Source organism: Nitrosomonadales bacterium (genome assembly GCA_016716325.1).
Classification (GTDB): Bacteria; Pseudomonadota; Gammaproteobacteria; order Burkholderiales; family Gallionellaceae; genus Gallionella.
Window position 1 is genome coordinate 948916 of sequence record JADJWO010000001.1, and the last position, 17943, is coordinate 966858.

Consider the following 17943-nt stretch of genomic DNA (forward strand, 5'->3'; position numbering starts at 1 on the left):
TGTTCTTCAGTCAGACGAAACGAACAAGCCCGCGATTGCGGGCTTGTTCGTTTCTGACATCCAACTGCGATTACTGGGGTGTGGTTGCCTGCTGGAACACCGCCACGCCGTTGACTGTGCCCGCATTGGCACCACCCTTCGTGAAGCCGTAGCTGAATGCCGCACCCGCACCGCCCGCGCCGCCGAAGCCGCCGGCGATCATGCCGTGGTTGGTCGTGCCGCAGGGGGTTCCGCTACAGGTCACCGCCAGATTGCCCGGTCCGACCATACGGCTATCCGTCATGAAATTGCTGCGGTTCTGGATCGGCACATTGCTGGCGAATGCATCCAGCGTTGCGCCGCCAGCCATGACATTCACGCCGACATCCACGGTCTGCGCGGTGAAGTTCGCCTGCAGCGTGGCACTGTTAAGTATGCCCGTCACGCCCGTATCGGTGGTCGGTGTGGTTCCGCCGACATGGTTGTAAGTATAGATTCCGCTGGTCGGCAGGGCCACCGGGCCGTTCATGATGGGCCCGGCCATGGCATGCGCGCCGCCGGGCAGCGGGATGCCGTTTTGCCAGGTTCCGCTCACCCGGTCCTGAACATTCACCAGCGAACCCGCATCCCAGCGGCCCCAAATGATGGTCTCGCCGCCGAGCGTGACGCTGCCCTGATCGACGATCCCGCCCCCGGTGCCGGGACCCGCATACTGGATCACGGAGCCTTGCCCATCGTCGAACTGCGTCAGGTTGCCGGCGCCATCCGTGATCACGCGCGAAACGTTGTTGTATGCGCCCATGATGAGCGCGGTGGGCACCGCTGCCCCCGGGTCGCTCAAGGTAGCCATGACCATGCGGTATTGCGTCGCCGGATCGTTGGGCACGGCCGCGCCCAGTGCCGCCACGCCCTGCACCCATTCGTAGTCCATTATCGGCGTGGTGACCTGCCCTTCCAGGTTGAACTTGATGAACGCACCGTCCATCGCCGCCCCGACCAGTTGCCCGGCCAGACTGCCATTGGCAAGCGCTGCATCCACCATTACCGTCAGGTAGCCTGCCTGCCCTGGCGAACGGTAGCTGTCGGCCTGGAAGGCGTTCATGGCGTTGCCGTTCGGATACATGAGCGGCGCATTCGTGGTAGTGGCCGACCAGTTGTGGCCGTTCACTGCCATGACCAAGCTCACCGCTACAGTCTGCATCGTAAAGTTCACCGTAAGTGATGTGCTGCCACCGGTAATCGTGCCATGCACACCGCCGGTGAGGCTGGTGACATCGCCGCCGAGATAGTTGTAGACCGCACTGGGCGCGGTCAGCACCTCGGCCAGATAGACCGGCGTAGGTTCCGGCGCGGTGATCCAGTGCAACTGCGCGGCGCCCGGCACATAGCTGAAGGCCTCGTTCAGGGCCGACCCCTCTCCCCACTGCCCCCAGTTGATCGTGCCGCTGCCGCCAACCGTAAGTGCCGTTTGCGCTGCCGAACCCGACGATGCGGTCACGGTCGAGCTCCAGCCCGGCCCGCTCCACCCGATCAGCACATTTGTGCCATCGGTCGCGATGGTCGGCGCATCCTGGATCTGCCATGAATTCACCACCACGGTATTGCCGGTCGGCGCAGGAGCGCCGTTCGTCACGGGAGTGTCATTGCTGAACGCGACCAGCCCGCCGAGTTCCATCCCCTGCGCCGAGGATGCATCCCATAGCGAGTACTGCACGATCGCACCGGTGTAGTTCTGTCCGGTGAACGTGCCGTTGATACTGCCGCCGCAATCCGGCAGGCAGGAGCTGAGTCCGTTCACGGTGAGCGTCACCGAGGAGGAATTGAAGCGTGTGCCCGAACCGTTGGCGATGCTCATGAAAGCGATCGGCATGGCCGTGCTGCTCAGCGTCCAAGGCGTAGCACCCAGTGTACCGCCCAGTGCGACATCCACCGTCTGGTTGACGAAATTCGCGCTCATCGTCGCCGTGGTCACGCTGCCGGTCGCCCACGTACCCTTGTCGAAGGAAGTCGAGGCGACCGCGGTATAGTTGACCGTGCTGCTAAACGACCCGGTATTCGTATTTGGCACGACCGCCGAATCGAGATAGCCTTCCTCGCCATACATATAGACGGGCAGCATTCCGGGGCCATCCGGGTTCGGCATGATCGGATTTTGCGAGGTCGCATTGACGCTGGATACCGTGTCCCACACGCCGAAGGTGATGCCGTTCGCCGTCGTGGTATTCGTCGTGCCCGTGCTCGCGCCGGTCAGCACGTCGGTTCTGAAGCCGAAACCGTCACCATAATTATCGGTGAACATGGTCGGGCTGGGCAGTGGTGACACCTCACCCGGCGCGGCGATGAAGTTGAACGCTCCGCCGTAAGCGCCGGTGTAAGCCACCGAGGTCTTGCCTCCGGCATAGGCCACCACCGGCCCGGCCGGGTTCACGGTCGGCGCAACTGCGGTATTGAACGCCACGTACCCGTAGATGATGTCTGCCGGCACGGTGGGCGTTTCAAGCCAGACGGCATACGACACGATGGCATCGACTGCCGTCGCGCCGGCGAACGCGCCCTTCATCTCGGCCACGAATGACTCCCCCGCAGCCAACGTGCAGGGCCCCGTCATGCACAGCACGGCCGGCGCGGCCACCGTCTTGAACGCAGCCGAATCAGGCGCAACAAGCGGATTGATCACCATGTCGCCGAACACGTTGAAGGTATCGCCCGCCAACAGGCCGCTGTTCATCGTCAGGTTCAATACCATGTTCACCAACTGGTTGGTGAAATCCGCGGTCATGGTCGCGCCGTTCAACACGCCCATACCGCCCATCGAATCGAACGGCGTGCTCTGCGCGGTCTTGGTATAGGCCGTCGAACCGGTCAGCGACTGGATGTAGCCCGCGCCGGGCGCCACGCCGTATGCCCACAGGCTGCTGGTTGGGCCGACCATGGCGCCGGTCTGGTTCAGGTTGTACGAGAGCGGCGAGAGTGGTGTGACGGGGTTCAGATCGGTCACCGTCACGGTACCGCCCTGCCAGCGACCGAACGTGACATCCCCGCTGAGCGACTGGTGATAATCCGAAGCAACTCCACCAGTCCAGTCAACCTGCGCACTCGCAAGCCCAACCGTCGGTGGAAGCTGTGGTATCGCATACGGCGAGCTGCCCGGTTCCTTGTACGTCGTGCTGAGCAGCGTGATCAGGTTGCCGGCGCCATCCAGTTGCATACTGGTATTGGCCATCGGCGGAGCAACGCCGGAAAGACCGGAGTTATAGCCTCCGGCCAGCGGGACGGGCACCATGAAACCAACGCCATAACTGCCGGCGGGGGGATTAGTTGCCGCACCTACTGTCGGCGGGGTGTTGGTGTAGAACGCCACCACGCCCTGGATGATGTCCGTCACCAATGCATCCGCTGTTGTGGTCGGCCATGCCTTGTAGGACAAATCAACGCTCGTTGCCTGCGCCCCGGCGAAACTGCCTGTCATAAAGCCCTGATAGCCACCTCCTGAGCATCCCGCACCGGTACAGCTGACGGTCGGCTGGGTACCCAATTCGAGCATGGCATCGAAGTAGTTGGCACCGGCAACGATGGGGATGGCCGGATTCGCGATGGTCAGATTCTGGTTGGCGATGATGAACGCCACGCTGGCATCGATGGTCTGGTTGGTAAAGTTAGCGATCAAACTCGCCACCGGTGTCGTGCCAACATTGCCGAAGGAATCGGTCGGCAACGTTGCGCCGCCCTGCGTGTAGACAGTCGTGCCTATCAATGATGGTACGTAATTGACCGGCGAGGGAGAGGTTATCCCCCAGTACGCACTGGTCACACCCAGATTCCTCACCAAGTCAGGCAACACTCCCAGATTGTCGGATACTGTGAGCTGCCCACCCGTCCAACGGCCAATGATTAGGCTGCCATCAGGAGTTGCGTAACGATCACTGGCCACGCCTCCACTATAGCTGACCATCGCATCGCCATACGCATTCGCGGTCGATGTCCCGCCATTCCATACGGCTCGTTCGTTATAGTTGACGTGCATCGAACGCACCAGATAGCCTGCTGCATCCAGAATGAAACCGGCTTCCGACTGGGGCGGATTGGCCCCCTCATTAAATCTTCCCCGTTTCCAAGCTCCGCTCGTCCCAACGGGCAGATGGCTGAAGCTCACCCAAGTCCCTGCGGGCGGATTGAAACCTGCCGTCGGCGGGAGGGCGGTATCGAACACGACCTTGCCCTGTATCACATCGGCCACCAGCGAACCCGCAGTCGCGGTTGGCCAGAGGGTGTAATCGAATTCCGCGCCAGTGGCCGTCGCGCCATCGAAGCCCCCGATCAAGCGGGCCAGGTATCCGCCGCCGAGACATCCTGCACCGGTACAAGTCACATTCGGCGCGTTGCCATCCTCAGAGCGGGCGTAGAACCCCTGGGAATAGTTCTGGTTGACCACATTCACGCCTATCGGCATGCCTGTTGCCGTCACATTCATATTCCGATCGGTGATGCTGAAGGCCACGCTGGCATCCGCAGTCATGGTCGTAAAGTTGGCACTCAAGGTCGCCACCGGCGCAGTCCCGACATTGCCGAACGAATCGGTTGGCAAGGTGGCGCCGCGTTGCGTGTAGGTGGTAGTACCAACAAGGTTCAGGATATAGTTGTCCGGAGTCGGCTGGCCGATCGTCCATATCGCGCTGCTCAATCCCAGATTCTTGACAATGGTGGGCAACACTCCAAAGTTGTCGGTGACAGTCATGCTGCCGCCCGTCCAGCGTCCGATGGCGCGGGTGCCATCCGGCAGCATATAGTAATCATTGGGCGTGCCACCACTGAAGGTGATCGTGGCATCCTCGTACACAGAAGTGGCTGGCGAAATATTCCACAGAGCCTGTTCCCGATAAGCGCCGTGGAGCGACGTAACCAGATTGCCCGTTCCGTCCAGTATGAAATTGGTATTGGCCTGTGGAGTCGGCGTACTGAGCACCCCTCTTTGATACGCGGCGACAGTGCCCACAGTAGGTTGAGCCCATGCCGACCAGTTGCCTGCGGCAGGATAATACGGGCCGGCAGGCGGAGTCGGCGGGGTGCCGGTGAAGGCCAACATCCCCCGGATCGAATCGGTGGCCGGATCTCCGGGCGATATCGTCGTCGGCCAGATGTTGTAGGACATCGCTGCGCTGGCCGCCGCCGTTCCGGCAAAACTACCGCCAAGGTCGGCGCTGTAACCAGCCGCTCCTGCAGCACAGGTGCCAAGGGTACAAGTCGTTGTCAAGAAGCTGGAATTGGGAACGCCAAATCCGCCCGCCGCATCGATCGGAATGTTGGTTCCCGATACATTGAACGTACCCGCCATCGTGCCGGCACCCATCGTCAGGTCCACCGCCGCGTTGACCACCTGGGCGGTGAAATCGGCAAACAGGGTCGCACTGTTCAAGACACCGGTATTGCCGGACACATCGACCGGCAAGGTATTCCCGGCCAGGGTATAGGTCGCCGTTCCCACCAGCGATGGCACATAGCCGGCCGGCGGCGGCAACACAACCGCCCACAGGCTGGCCACGGGCGTATAGGTGTAGACATTGGCGGGGATGGCATTGTCCGTCACGGTCACCGTGGCGTTCATCCAGCGTCCGAAATAGATACTGTTGTCGGGAAGCTTGAAGGTATCCGCCGCCGTGCCACCGCTCCACTTCATGTTCGCGCCGCTGGCGCCGGTGATGACCGGGGAAAGTACCGTGCCGTTCGGATTGGTCTGCACCTGGAACGGGATGTTGCGCGCCTCGACCAGATTGCCGCTGCCGTCCAGCACGTACATCGTATTGGGTTGCAGCGGATTATTGGGCGCAAAGGCTTCATTGAAACCGCCAACCGTTGCCTCCGGGAACATCGTTGCGGCGATGAAATTACCCGCCACGGCCGGATTGTTGTAGGCCGCGACCGGGGCGTTGGACGCCACGATACCCGCATTGTTGTTGACCGTCGTCAGCTCGGTATTGGAAGAGAGGAGCGCAAGGTTCGCATTGTCGTTGGCCGTCTGGGCAGCAGCTGCCTGAGTTTGCGCAGTGGTGGCATCGGTCGCGGCAATAGTGGCTGCGTTCGTCGCGTCCGTCACGGCAGTCGTCGCCGTGGAGGCAGCCGTCTGCGCAGCTCCAGCCTGCGCTTGCGCTGTTCCGGCATCGGTCACGGCAGCGTTCGCCGTGGTGGTCGCTGCGATAACTGCCGGGCCGGCATTCGCCGCAGCGGTCTGCGCCACGCTTGCCTGCGATTGCGCGGCGGTCGCATCAGTGGCAGCGGTGGTGGCCAGATTGGTCGCATTGGCCACCGCAGTGCCGGCGATCGCCACAGAGATTTGCGCACTGGACAGTTGTGCGGTCACTTGCGCCTGTGCGGCCTGTGCATTGGCCTGTTCGGTCTGCGCGATCGCAAGTTGCTGCTGCGCGATCACCATCTGCGCCTGGGCGCCGGCGAAATCACCCAAGCCCTGCAGGGTAGCCGCCTGTGCCGCTGCCGCTTGTGCTGCCGCTGCCGCAGTCTGTGCCGCAGTCGCAGCGGCCTGAGCCGCAGCCAGCTGTGTTGCCGCCGCACTTTGCGCGGTCGTGATCACGGTGTTCTCGGTGTTCGCACTGGTCAGTTCTGTGTTGGCCACGGCCAGATTGTTGTTGGCGGTAGCCAGCGCGGCCTGCGCGGCAGTCTGCGCGGCGGTCAGATTGGCGTTCTCCGTCGTTGCCGCAGCCAGGTTGTTGTTGGCAACAGTCAGATTGTTCTGGGCCGTGGTCAGCGCGGCTTGCGCGGCAGTCTGCGCAGCGGTCAGATTGGCGTTCTCCGTCGTTGCCGCAGCCAGGTTGTTGTTGGCAACAGTCAGGTTGTTCTGGGCCGTGGTCAGCGCAGCTAGTGCGGCAGCCTGAGCCGCCGTCAAGTTGGTGTTGTTCGTGCCGATGGTGGTCGGTGCAGCTTGCACGGCGACATTCGCCGACTGCACAGTGGCATTGGCCGTCTGTGCGGCGGTAAGTGCGGGCGCGGCTGTCACATCGGCAAATGCGCCGCTGGCGGTCAAAGCTGTCTGTGCCGCAGTCACTTGGTTCAAGGCTGTCGTCGCTGCTGTTTGTGCGGTGGTCGCATTGGCAATCGCCGTCGCCGCATTGACCGGAGCCAGTCCCGTTGCCGTGGTCACGGCCGGGCTGGCCGTTCCAATGTTGGTGTTTGCAGTCGCAATGGCAGTGTCGGCCGGCGTGGTCGCCACCGGAGCAAGTCCGTTCGCGGTGGTCACGGCAGTCGCCGCCGTATTGACGCTCGTCGTGGCGCTCGTCACTGCCGCAGATGCGGAAGCGGTATCAGCAGGCGTTAATGCGGTCGCGTCGGTCACGGCGGTCGTTGCCGTGCCGATATTGGCGCTGGCCGTCCCGATCGCAGCCGTGGCCGGAACGGTACTGACTGGCGCAATTACGGTCAAAGCCGCGTTGTCGGTCGTCGCCGTGCTCGCTGCCGCCAGCGCGGCCGTAGCAGCCGCAGCGGCTGCATCAGCGGCCGCCTGAGCTGCGACGTCGAATGCCGCCAATGTTGGCGCAACTGCCGTAGTAAATGCCGCCATGCCTTGTATCAGGTCGGTCGCCCCGGTCGTTGCGCCCGGCGCTGCTCCTGTCCACAACGCGTAGCTCAAGCCGACGCTGGCAGCCGCATCGCCCGCGAACATCCCGCCTATGTAGGCGTAATAGGGCGAACCGCATCCGGTACAGGAAGGATTGATCGCGCCTCCAGTACCAAAGCCAGGTCCATTGATTGGCATGCCAGGTGCTGCGATGTTCAGGGTCTTGGCCGCAATAGTCAGGTTCAATGTTGAACTCACCACTTGGCTGGTGAAGTTCGCGCTCAGCGTCGCGGAATTCAATGTTCCGACATTGCCCAAACCATCGGTCGGCGAGGTCGCTCCCGCCAAAGTGTAGGCAGTCGTCCCGGTCAGCGCCTGTATATAGCCGGCAGTCGGAACCAGCATGATCGACCAGTGCTGGCTGGTAGCGCCAAGGTTGCGGGTGAACTGCGGAACGACAGCCGCGTTATCGGTGATGGTGAGGCTACCGCCCTGCCAGCGACCGGCGTAGATGCTGTTATCCGGCAACTTGAACTTTTCCACTGCAACGCCGCCCGTCCGTTTCACGTTGGCATCCGGCACCAGCACTTGCGTGGTCACCGTTGAAGCGGCGGATTCCTCATACCAGGTATGGCGGCTTTCCACGAGGTTGCCTGTGCCGTCCAGCACGAAGCTGGTGTTCGCCGTGCCGGTACCGGCAAATGCGTCCCCCGGCCCGCCACCCTCGATATATTGGCCGGCACTTGGCGCTACTGCCGTTTTTAGCGCACCAATGAAGCGGTCAGGCGTGACCACGGCCGGATTGTTGTAGGCCGCGACCGGGGCATTGGTCGCCACGACAGCAGCATTGCTGTTGACCGTCGCCAAGTCGGCATTGGAAGCCGCCAGCGCGGTACTCGCATTGGTACTGGCCGTCTGGGCGGCGGTTGCCTGCGCTTGTGCTGCGGTCGCATCGGTCGCGGCAGTATTGGCCGCGGTCGTCGCGTCCGTCACCGCAGTCGTCGCCGTGGTCACCGCAGTCTGGGCAGTGCCAGCCTGGGTCTGCGCGGTGGTCGCATCGGTCGCCGCAGTATTTGCCGCAGTCGTCGCGGTCGTCACGGCAGTGGTCGCGGCCGTGGCGGCAGTCTGTGCCGTACCGGCCTGGGTCTGCGCGGTGGCCGCGTCGGTCACTGCGGTGGTCGCCGCAGCCGTCGCGGTCGTCACGGCAGTGGTCGCGGCCGTGGCTGCCGGCGATACCAGTGCCGCCTGGGTCGTGACAGTTCCTGCGGACGTTTGCGCTGCAGTCGCGGCGGTAACGGCATTCGTTACGCTGGTCTGACCGGTCGTCAACGCGGTCTGCGCGCTCGTCAATGCCGTCGACGCCGCCGTTTGTGCGGCAGTCGCGGCAGCTTGCTGCTGCTGGGCGATCACCAGTTGCTGCTGGGCGATCACCAGTTGCGCCTGCGCGCCGGCAAGATCACCGGCATTCTGCAACGTGGCGGCCTGTGCGGCGGCGGCCTGTGCGGCGGCGGCGGCATTTTGTGCGGCGACGGCGGCGGTTTGTGCGGCGGTCAGTTGCGCGGGTACTGTGGCCTGCGCGTTGGCGATCGTGGTGTTCTGGGCAGTTGCCGTAGCCAGGTTGTTATTGGCTGCGGTCAGGTTGGTTTGAGCCGCAGTCAGCGCAGTCTGTGCGGCAGTTTGCGCCGCAGTCAGGGCCGCATTCTGATTGGTCGCCGTGGTCAGGTTGGTGGTCGCCGTGGCCAGGTTGGCCTGCGCGTTCGTCAGCGCGGCCTGTGCGGCGGCCTGTGCGGCAGTCAGGTTGCCATTCGCGGTGGTCGCCGTAGCCAGGTTGTTGTTGGCCAGGGTCAGGTTGTTCTGGGCCGTGGTCAGCGCTGCCTGTGCGGCAGCCTGTGCGGCCGTCAAATTGGCATTCTGCGTGTTGACAACAGCTATATTGCCATTGGCCGCCGTCAGGTTGGCCTGCGCGGTGATCAGTGCGTTCTGCGCCGCAAGTTGCGCGGCAGTCAGACTGGCATTGTTCGTGCTGACGGCAGTCGCGGCGTTCTGCACGGCGGTGCTGGCCGGCTGTAATGAGGCATTGGCCGTCTGCGCGGTGGTGAGCGCAGGCGCGGCTGTCGCATCGGCAAATGCTCCATTGGCCGTCAGGGCTGTCTGTGCCGCAGCCACCTGGTTCAACGCTGTCGTCGCCGCTGTTTGTGCGGCGGTCGCATTGGCCGTGGCAAGCGCAGCATCCGCAGGCGTCAGCGCGTTAGCTGCAGCCACTGTGGGAGTGGCCGCCGAAATGTTGGTATTGGCCGACGCAATGATAGCGTCGGCTGGCGTGGTCGCCACCGGCGCCAGTCCGGTCACCGTGGTCACGGCGGTCGCAGCCGCATTGACGTTCGTCGTGGCGCTCGTCACCGCAGTGGTAGCCGAAGCAATGGCCACAGGCGCCAGTCCGTTCGCGGCGGTCACCGCGGTGGTGGCCGCATTGACGTTCGTCGTGGCAGTCGTCACCGCAGTGGCGGCTGTCGTGGTGGCAACCGGCGTGATCGCCGCAGCCGTCGCATAGGTCGTGGCCGCGCCGGTCACCAGAGGACTTGCCGCAGTAATGGCTGCGGTCGCCGGAGCCGTATCGACCGGCAGCATCGCTGCCAGCGCCGTGTTGGCGGTCTGCACGGCGGTCGCGGCAGCCTGTGCCGCTGCCGCTGCCTGTGCCGCTGCCGTCGCAGCCGTTTGTGCCTGTGATGCCATCAGACCCTGCGTGACGGGAAGGACTTGCCCGGTGTTGGTCGTCGCCGTACCGGTAGTCAGGTTCACCGTTGTCCCGCCCGCGACAGGCGCAGTATTCACAACAGTTGTCGTCGGGGGCGGAGTGACCACTGTAGTGGTCGTCACCGTCGGCGTGGTAGTGGTTCCGGCAGCCGGCGCACCGCCAGTGCCGGGAGGAGCAGCATCCACGACTGACGTCGTGCGAATAGAGGTGTCCGTCGTCCCGCCGGTCGTTGTACCCCCGCCGGTCGCAGTCCCGGCATCGCTGGTCGTACTGCCACCTCCGGCCGCGCCGCCATCTCCGGTCGTTCCGCCACTTGTTGTTCCACCACCAGTCGTAGTCCCTGCATCTCCGGCCGTTCCGCCATCTCCGGCCGTTCCGCCATCTCCGGCCGTTCCGCCATCTCCGGTCGTTCCGCCGTCCCCGGTCGTGCCGCCGTCTCCTGTAGTACCGCCGTCTCCGGTTGCGCCACCTTCCCCGTTACCTTCCCCGTTACCTTCCCCGTTACCTTCCCCGTTACCTTCCCCGTTACCTTCCCCGTTACCTTCCCCGTTACCTTCCCCGTTACCTTCCCCGTTACCTTCCCCGTTACCTTCCCCGTTACCTTTTCCGGGCGCGCCGCCGTCCTGAGCACCAGCACCCGGGAAAAGATTCTTGTCCATCGCCATCACCATGGGCGGTTGATCCATTCCGCGAGAAACGAGCATGCTGTTCGACCCCGCATCAAGCGATTGCCGCCCGGCATTTGTCTGCATGTCAATCCCGCCACTGTTGACGATCGCCGCAGTCATTTGAGTTGGGACGCCGACTTCGGCCAGCAGCATGCTATCGGCATCCATATAGTCCACCTGGGTCATGAGCATGGCCGCAGCCGCTACATTGACCGGTTTGGACTCGACAAACACGACCTCATAGTCCGTGCCGCGGATCCCGATGGTGGCCGCCGGGGTCTTGACCTTGTAGTTCTGTTTGTTGGCCCGACCGATCAAGCCGCTGATTGCGCGGAAACCGCCCTTGAGTAGCGAGAAGAATCCCCGTTCGCTGCCATCCGCCTTGCCTGAAAACACGAATTTGTCGAATTTCATCCGGGTTTCAGGGCGCACCGCGAAGAATCCGCCGTCCTGCATCTTGATCTGCGCCGTGGATCTTTGCGCGGAGATCAGCGTATCACCCTCGTTGACCGCATCACCCTTTTGCACCGAACGCGCCTGTCCGTTGGCACCAACGATCTGCACGTTGCCGCTGACGAACTGCACATGTCCGGCCACGTTCGCATACGCCGCGGAAGAAACGAACGCCAGACAGGCGAAAGCAACCCCGAGGCGGGCAAGGAATCTGTTAGTGTTTTTCATGATGACACCCCACACAAAGATGATTATCTGAAATCGCGACGGATAGTCAGCGAGACATCCTTACGATCGAAACTATACAAGGCAATATTGGAACTCTTTTTCGAGTATGCGATTTGCGGCTTGACTGACCAGAACTTGCCCAGCCGCCAGTTTGCCCCGATGGCCAAGTCGTACTGGGTTTCGCTGCGATTGGCCATGACCAGGTTGTTCAGGTTGCCGTAATTGGCCGATTGCCAGCCCAGGCTGGCGATGCCGTCCAGTTGCTCGGTGATGGCAGTTTGACCACCGACGCGCAGCCCGCTGAAACGCTTCTTGCCGTCGGTACGGCCGCCGTTGGGCAGGCCGGGAGAAATGACCGGCGCGACATCCAGTTCCTTGCCCATGTAGACACTGCCGAACAGCGCCTGCTTTCCATCGTTCATGATATGCACCCAGCCGGCACCCAGTACCGTCTGGTCGGTGTTACCCTCGATGCGTGCATCGGTGCCTGGCGAGGTGGGCGGAAAACCGGTCGCACGGCTACGACCATACTGCGCGAAGGTGCTCATCTGGTTCGCGGGACTGAAGGCATGTTGCCACTCGCCGCTCACGCCGAATGAATCACGGCGCATGGAATTGGCGGTATAAGACTGCCCGCCGTTCAATGTCAATTTGTATACGTTCTTTTCTTCGCCGTACATCATGCCGATACGCCCATCCGTACTGATCGAGTCGTAAGCGGTCTGGACCATGTTGCCGTGCTGGCGCAGGTCGGCGCCGGCGAATATCCCCCAATTCGCATTCAGACTATGGCTGATCTCTGCACCCGCGTTGACGCCCTCGTAGGCACCGGTCAGTTTTGCGGCAGGCGGCAACTGGTTGCCCGGGAACAGGCCGCTCCATGGCGAGGTGGGAGCGAAAGTGAACGTCTGCGTGCTGCTGTTCGCGATATTGCTGTCATATCCCGCCACGCCCTCGATATATCCGCTGATGCGCGTCAGCTTGGCCTGCTCATAGGCGGCAATGGCGTCAAGGTATTTCTGAATGGTGACACGCGCAGCTTCCGGCGGATTCTGCTTCAACACATTCTCGAACTCGGTCTTGGCGCGCAGCAGGTCACCGAGCTGATAGTAGGCGCGCGCCAGATCCAGGCGCGCTCCGGCAAAATTGGGATTGACCGCCAGCACCCGCTCGAATGCCAGCGTCGCCTTGTCCGGCATGCCGCTGTCCAGCGCGGAAATGCCCAGCAGGTAATCGAAGCGGACTTCGCCGGAACGCTCGAACTCCATAGGTTCCAGTAAGGCGTAGGCATCGGCAGGCTTGCCGCTCTTGAGCAGTTCTTCGGCATCGAGCAGCGGCTTTTCGCGTGCTGCAAGTTCGGCTTGTTTCGCGGCCTCCGCTTCGGCGCGCAAGCGCGCTTCTTCCTGTTCCGCTTTCGCCTTTGCCTCGGCAGCGCGCTGCGCCTGCTCGGTAGCGGCGTTCGGCCGCACAGCCTTTTTCGATTTGACTCCGGATTTCTTTACCGCGACTCTGGCATTGCCAGCACCCTGATCGACGATTTCCTGCGCGTGCACACCACTTGCTGCCAGCAACAATCCTGACAACACCCAACCTGCCGAATATGCGAATTTCATTAATTCCACCTTGGGGATTTTTACCATGCTTGGTGCATGGTATTCCCCCTCTTACAGCTCGTCAACATCGACTCCAACCTATTAATCCGGGGGCACAATTCATGGCAATTTACAACCTCTATTTTCGTTTAAATCAACCCTTTTTCCGCGAATGACAGGGGTTGCTCCCCCGCCACCACGAAGTGATCCAGCACGCGCACGTCCACCAGGTTCAAGGCCTGCTGGAGCGCATCCGTCAAAAGCCGATCGGCCTGGCTGGGCTCGGCGACACCGGAGGGATGATTGTGCGCGAGGATGACTGCGGCGGCATTGTGTGCCAGCGCACGCTTGACCACTTCGCGCGGGTAGACGCTGGTCTGGGCAAGCGTGCCGTGGAACAATTCTTCCGAGGCGATCACGCGGTGCTGGCTGTCGAGGAACAACACCATAAAGACCTCCTGTTGCCTGCCACCCAGCAACAACTTCAGGTAATCGCGCACCGCGCGCGGCGAATTGAGTGCGTCACCCTGGAGCACCTCCTCTTTGAGTGCGCGCCGCGACATCTCCAGCACCGCCTGCAATTGCACATATTTTGCACGGCCCATGCCTTTGGTCTTGCGAAAATCTGCTTCACTGGCCGCGAACAATTGCGTAAGGCCGCCGAAACGGGTGAGCAACTCGCGCGCCAGATCCACTGCGCTCTTCCCTGTCACGCCGGTGCGCAGGAAGATCGCCAGCAATTCGGCATCGGAAAGCGCTGCCGCGCCACGTTGCAGCAGCTTTTCTCTGGGACGTTCTCCGGCCGGCCAGTCAGTGATACTCATACCTGATTCTCCTTTGGCAGCTTTTGGCTTCGGCATAACCTGAAGGTTAGCCTTCGCCGCAACAAGCCGCTTCGCGGCGTGTTGTCTCTGGGACGTTCTCCGGCCGGCCAGTCAGTGATACTCATGCCTGATTCTCCTGTGGCAGCTTTTGGCTTCGGCATAACCTGTAGGTTAGCCTTCGCCGCAACAAGCCGCTTCGCGGCGTGTTGTCTCTGGGACGTTCTCCGGCCGGCCAGTCAGTGATACTCATGCCTGATTCTCCTGTGGCAGCTTTTGGCTTCGGCATAACCTGAAGGTTAGCCTTCGCCGCAACAAGCCGCTTCGCGGCGTGTTGTCTCTGGGACGCTCTCCGGCTGGCCAGTCGGTAATTGCCATATCACCCACGCAACTTTCCAAATGCATCCACACAAGGTTACAAGCACAGTAGTTAAGTGGATGCCATTTTCTTGTAAGATGCGCAGCATTATGGAACAAGAACCCGCAAAGCGCATCGTGCTCGGCATCACCGGCGGCATCGCGGCCTACAAGGCGGCAGAATTGCTGCGCCTGCTGATCAAGCAGGGCATAACGGTACAGGTCGTGATGACCGAGGCGGCAGGCCACTTCATCACCCCCGCCACATTGCAGGGATTGTCCGGCAAGCCGGTCTTCACCGACCAGTGGGATATGAGCGAGCCGAACGGCATGGCGCATATCAACCTGAGCCGCGCTGCCGATGCGATCGTGATCGCCCCGGCGACAGCGGATTTCATCGCCAAGCTGGCGCACGGCCTGGCCGACGACCTGCTGTCCACCTTGTGTCTGGCGCGCAACTGTCAGCTGCTCATCGCGCCAGCGATGAACCGCGAGATGTGGCAACACCCCGCCACGCAACGCAACATTGCGCAACTGGTCGCCGACGGTGTGCAGATGCTCGGCCCGGACAGCGGCATGCAGGCATGTGGCGAGGAAGGAATGGGAAGGATGCTGGAGGCGGAACGGCTGGCACGCGACATCGCAGCCTTCCTGCAATCCGGGCGCCGATTGTCCGGCAGGAAAATCCTGATCACCGCCGGACCGACCTATGAATCGATCGACACGGTGCGCGGCATCACCAATCGCAGTTCCGGCAAGATGGGTTATGCCATCGCGCAGGCCGCGCTGGAACAGGGCGCAGAGGTGGTGCTGGTGTCCGGGCCGACCGCACTGGCCAAACCATGCGGCGCACGAACCGTGGATGTGCAAAGTGCTGCGCAAATGTTCGACGCGGTGCAACAACATCTCGACGATTGCGACATCTTCATCGGCGTGGCAGCGGTAGCGGATTACCGCGTCGCACAACCGAGCGAACAGAAGATCAAGAAGGGCGCAGCAACGCTTACGCTGGAACTGGTCCAGAATCCGGACATCCTGGCACATGTCGCCAACCTGCCGAACCCGCCGTTCTGCGTCGGATTTTCCGCCGAAAGCGAGAATCTTGCAGAATATGCCGAACAGAAACGTCGCGCGAAAAAATTGCCGCTGATGGTCGGCAATCTCGCACAACAGGCTATCGGCAGCGACGACAACGAACTGATCCTGTTCGATGACAGCGGCAACCATACCCTCGGTCGTGCCGACAAGCTCACGCTGGCAAGATCATTGATGCAGCATATCGCGCAACGCTATCAAGGAGCACGGAAATGAAGCACATCCCGGTGGACGTCAAGATTCTGGATTCTCGTTTGCACGAAAACATGCCCGGCTACGCGACCGCCGGTTCGGCCGGGATCGATCTGCGCGCATGCATCGGACACAACATGGTGATCCAGCCCAAGCAATGCGAACTCATTCCCAGCGGCATCGCCATCCACCTGAATGACCCCGGTTATGCGGCAATGATCCTGCCGCGCTCCGGCTTGGGGCACAAGCATGGCATCGTGCTCGGCAACCTGGTCGGATTGATCGATTCCGATTATCAGGGGCAGATATTCGTTTCGTTGTGGAACCGTAGCCAGATCCCGTTCACGCTGATGCCGATGGAACGCATGGCGCAACTGGTCGTCGTGCCGGTGATGCAGGCGAAATTCAATATCGTGGAAGAGTTCCCGCTCAGCGAGCGCGGCAGTGGCGGTTTCGGCAGTACGGGAAAACACTGACCAAAAACATTAAAGCCCGTTGCCGGGCTTTAATTTCCTGAGTTCACCCCACCTTCGCCGGACGATCAGCGCTCGAGATTCAACTCCATCTCGGTGTTATCACCCTTGCGCACCGACACCTTCTCGGTGACCATCTTGTAACCTTCCAGCTTCACGCCGATCGCGTGTATGCCCGGCTCCATCTCCAGACGCAATGGCGACAGGCCGTAATACACGCCGTCCAGATACACCTTGGCGCGCTGCGGACTGGTATTCACCAGCAGCAATCCGGCGGTGGCGCTGGCATGCGGCATATAGGCCGGCGGGGGAACCGTGCTGCCCGGTGGCACGCCGTACCCATAGCCCGGCACCATGGCTGCAGGAGCCGCCGGGGCGGGCCTCGAAGCCTCGGGCGCAACATAGACCGTCACGCCCGGAATCGGCTTGGTCCCGGCAGTCAGGTGAAACATTTCGGGGCGCGAGGCCATCAGCGATGCACTGATCGCCTCGACCGTCTTGGTGCTTGCGATACCCAGTTCCTTGTTGAGGAATCGAATCACGCCATCCCTGTCATTTCCGCCAACGCCGGCGAAACGATCGTTCTTTTCCGCCACCAGGCCCGACCACACCACCTTGCCACTGGTCATATCCTTGAGCGTAGTCTCAATCTCGATATTGATCGTGTCGCGTTCCTTGACGTTCAGCGTCAAATCCTTGATAACCCCGGACACCTCGAACAAGGCGTTGTTGGCAGCGCTTCCCTCCAGAACCTCATAACCTTCTTTGTCGAAATGTTTTTTGATTGCAAGCGTCACAATGCCGGCAATTTCCTGATCCAGTATCAGTTGCGTCCCGCTTACTCCACCAATCCGCTGATTGGTCACTCCAAGCAAGCGAGGGTTGCCATTCTTGCGCTGATCGACGTATTTGCCGACCCGTATCGTTGCCGCATACTTTACCAATGGCCCCTTGCTGCCGGTTTCAGCGGATTTCCTGATCGACGCGGTGCTGATCGCACTGTCTTCTCCGCCGAACCAGCCTCCAACCGTATCCTTGGCATCCTTTACCGTCGAACAACCGGCAACAGCCGACAACAGCACAAGCAACGCAATACGCCGCAATAAAAAACTCATGGACTTCACCTCAAGGATTTTCAAGCGCAAATCAATCGTGTGCGATTACCGCATCTATTTCGGCAAAAGTATGCGCCAACTCGAAGCTCTGCACTTGTGCGCCCAACTGGCGGGCGATCTGGGTGATGGAGAACAGCCCGCATACTGTCTGTCTGCCGTCCGCGCCTTCGGCGGCCACCAGCGCGTGCTGCCTGTGGGATTTCTTCAGGCTGGCGACGATTTCGCCGACCTTGGCATTCCGGACATCGTCTATTTTCAATACTTCTAGTTCGCGCTGCGTACTCATGATGTCGCGCACCATGATATCCGCATGGGTTCCGCCCATGTTCTGCAGGAAGCGCATCGGCTTCTCGCCCAGCACATCGGTTGCTGTCAACAAACCTGCCACCTGTTCGTTGTCGTCCAGAACCAGCAACATGCGCACGCCATAACGGATCATCTTGGCATTGGCCCTGTCCATCGAGGTTTTCGCCCGCACGCTCACTACGGAAACCTTGCTCAGGTCGGTCATCACGTTCGCGGCAGGATCGCTCAACTTGACACGCTCCGGAAGAACCTGAACAGGTCGCACACACGACGCCCCCGCTTTCAATGGTAAAGATTGCAGTGCTTTGTATTCCTTGATCATGTTATTACTCCTGTAGATTCACA

At 61.6% G+C, this 17943-nt stretch carries 7 protein-coding genes; 2 read left to right on the forward strand and 5 right to left on the reverse strand.

Features of this window, described 5'->3' with window-relative positions:
• Positions 1–70: 70 nt before the first annotated feature.
• The 3 genes from IPM27_04490 to radC form a co-directional block, all read right to left on the reverse strand.
• Entirely contained in the window at positions 71–11647 is an 11577-nt protein-coding gene (locus IPM27_04490) for a FecR domain-containing protein (GenBank protein MBK9160808.1), read from the reverse strand.
• 23 nt (positions 11648–11670) lie between these two features.
• Entirely contained in the window at positions 11671–13260 is a 1590-nt protein-coding gene (locus IPM27_04495) for a DUF560 domain-containing protein (GenBank protein MBK9160809.1), read from the reverse strand.
• Between the two features lie 128 nt (positions 13261–13388).
• On the reverse strand, positions 13389–14063 hold the full coding sequence (gene radC, locus IPM27_04500) for a DNA repair protein RadC (protein MBK9160810.1): 675 nt from the start codon (positions 14061–14063) through the stop codon (positions 13389–13391).
• 453 nt (positions 14064–14516) lie between these two features.
• Here radC and coaBC point away from each other — a divergent pair, with 453 nt between their 5' ends.
• Complete coding sequence (coaBC, locus tag IPM27_04505; GenBank protein MBK9160811.1) at positions 14517–15728, forward strand: bifunctional phosphopantothenoylcysteine decarboxylase/phosphopantothenate--cysteine ligase CoaBC; 1212 nt, start codon at positions 14517–14519, stop codon at positions 15726–15728.
• Positions 15725–16180 carry a dUTP diphosphatase gene (gene dut / locus IPM27_04510; GenBank protein MBK9160812.1) on the forward strand — a complete coding sequence of 152 codons (456 nt, stop codon included), beginning with the start codon at positions 15725–15727 and terminating at the stop codon, positions 16178–16180. The genes coaBC and dut overlap by 4 nt, the downstream gene beginning before the upstream one ends.
• Positions 16181–16245: 65 nt before the next feature.
• On the opposite strand, the gene IPM27_04515 is transcribed toward dut, so the two are convergent.
• Positions 16246–17292, reverse strand: a complete 1047-nt coding sequence (locus IPM27_04515) for a PEGA domain-containing protein (protein ID MBK9160813.1) — start codon at positions 17290–17292, stop codon at positions 16246–16248.
• Positions 17293–17323: 31 nt separating this feature from the next.
• Complete coding sequence (locus IPM27_04520; protein ID MBK9160814.1) at positions 17324–17920, reverse strand: CBS domain-containing protein; 597 nt, start codon at positions 17918–17920, stop codon at positions 17324–17326.
• Between the last annotated feature and the right edge of the window lie 23 nt (positions 17921–17943).

Coding starts and splice junctions, on each gene's coding strand:
- IPM27_04495 (MBK9160809.1), bottom strand. CDS start 13,260: ATGAAATTCGCATATTCGGCAGGTTGGGTGTTGTCAGGATTGTTGCTG.
- IPM27_04515 (MBK9160813.1), bottom strand. CDS start 17,292: ATGAGTTTTTTATTGCGGCGTATTGCGTTGCTTGTGCTGTTGTCGGCT.
- coaBC (MBK9160811.1), top strand. CDS start 14,517: ATGCGCAGCATTATGGAACAAGAACCCGCAAAGCGCATCGTGCTCGGC.
- radC (MBK9160810.1), bottom strand. CDS start 14,063: ATGAGTATCACTGACTGGCCGGCCGGAGAACGTCCCAGAGAAAAGCTG.
- IPM27_04490 (MBK9160808.1), bottom strand. CDS start 11,647: ATGAAAAACACTAACAGATTCCTTGCCCGCCTCGGGGTTGCTTTCGCC.
- dut (MBK9160812.1), top strand. CDS start 15,725: ATGAAGCACATCCCGGTGGACGTCAAGATTCTGGATTCTCGTTTGCAC.
- IPM27_04520 (MBK9160814.1), bottom strand. CDS start 17,920: ATGATCAAGGAATACAAAGCACTGCAATCTTTACCATTGAAAGCGGGG.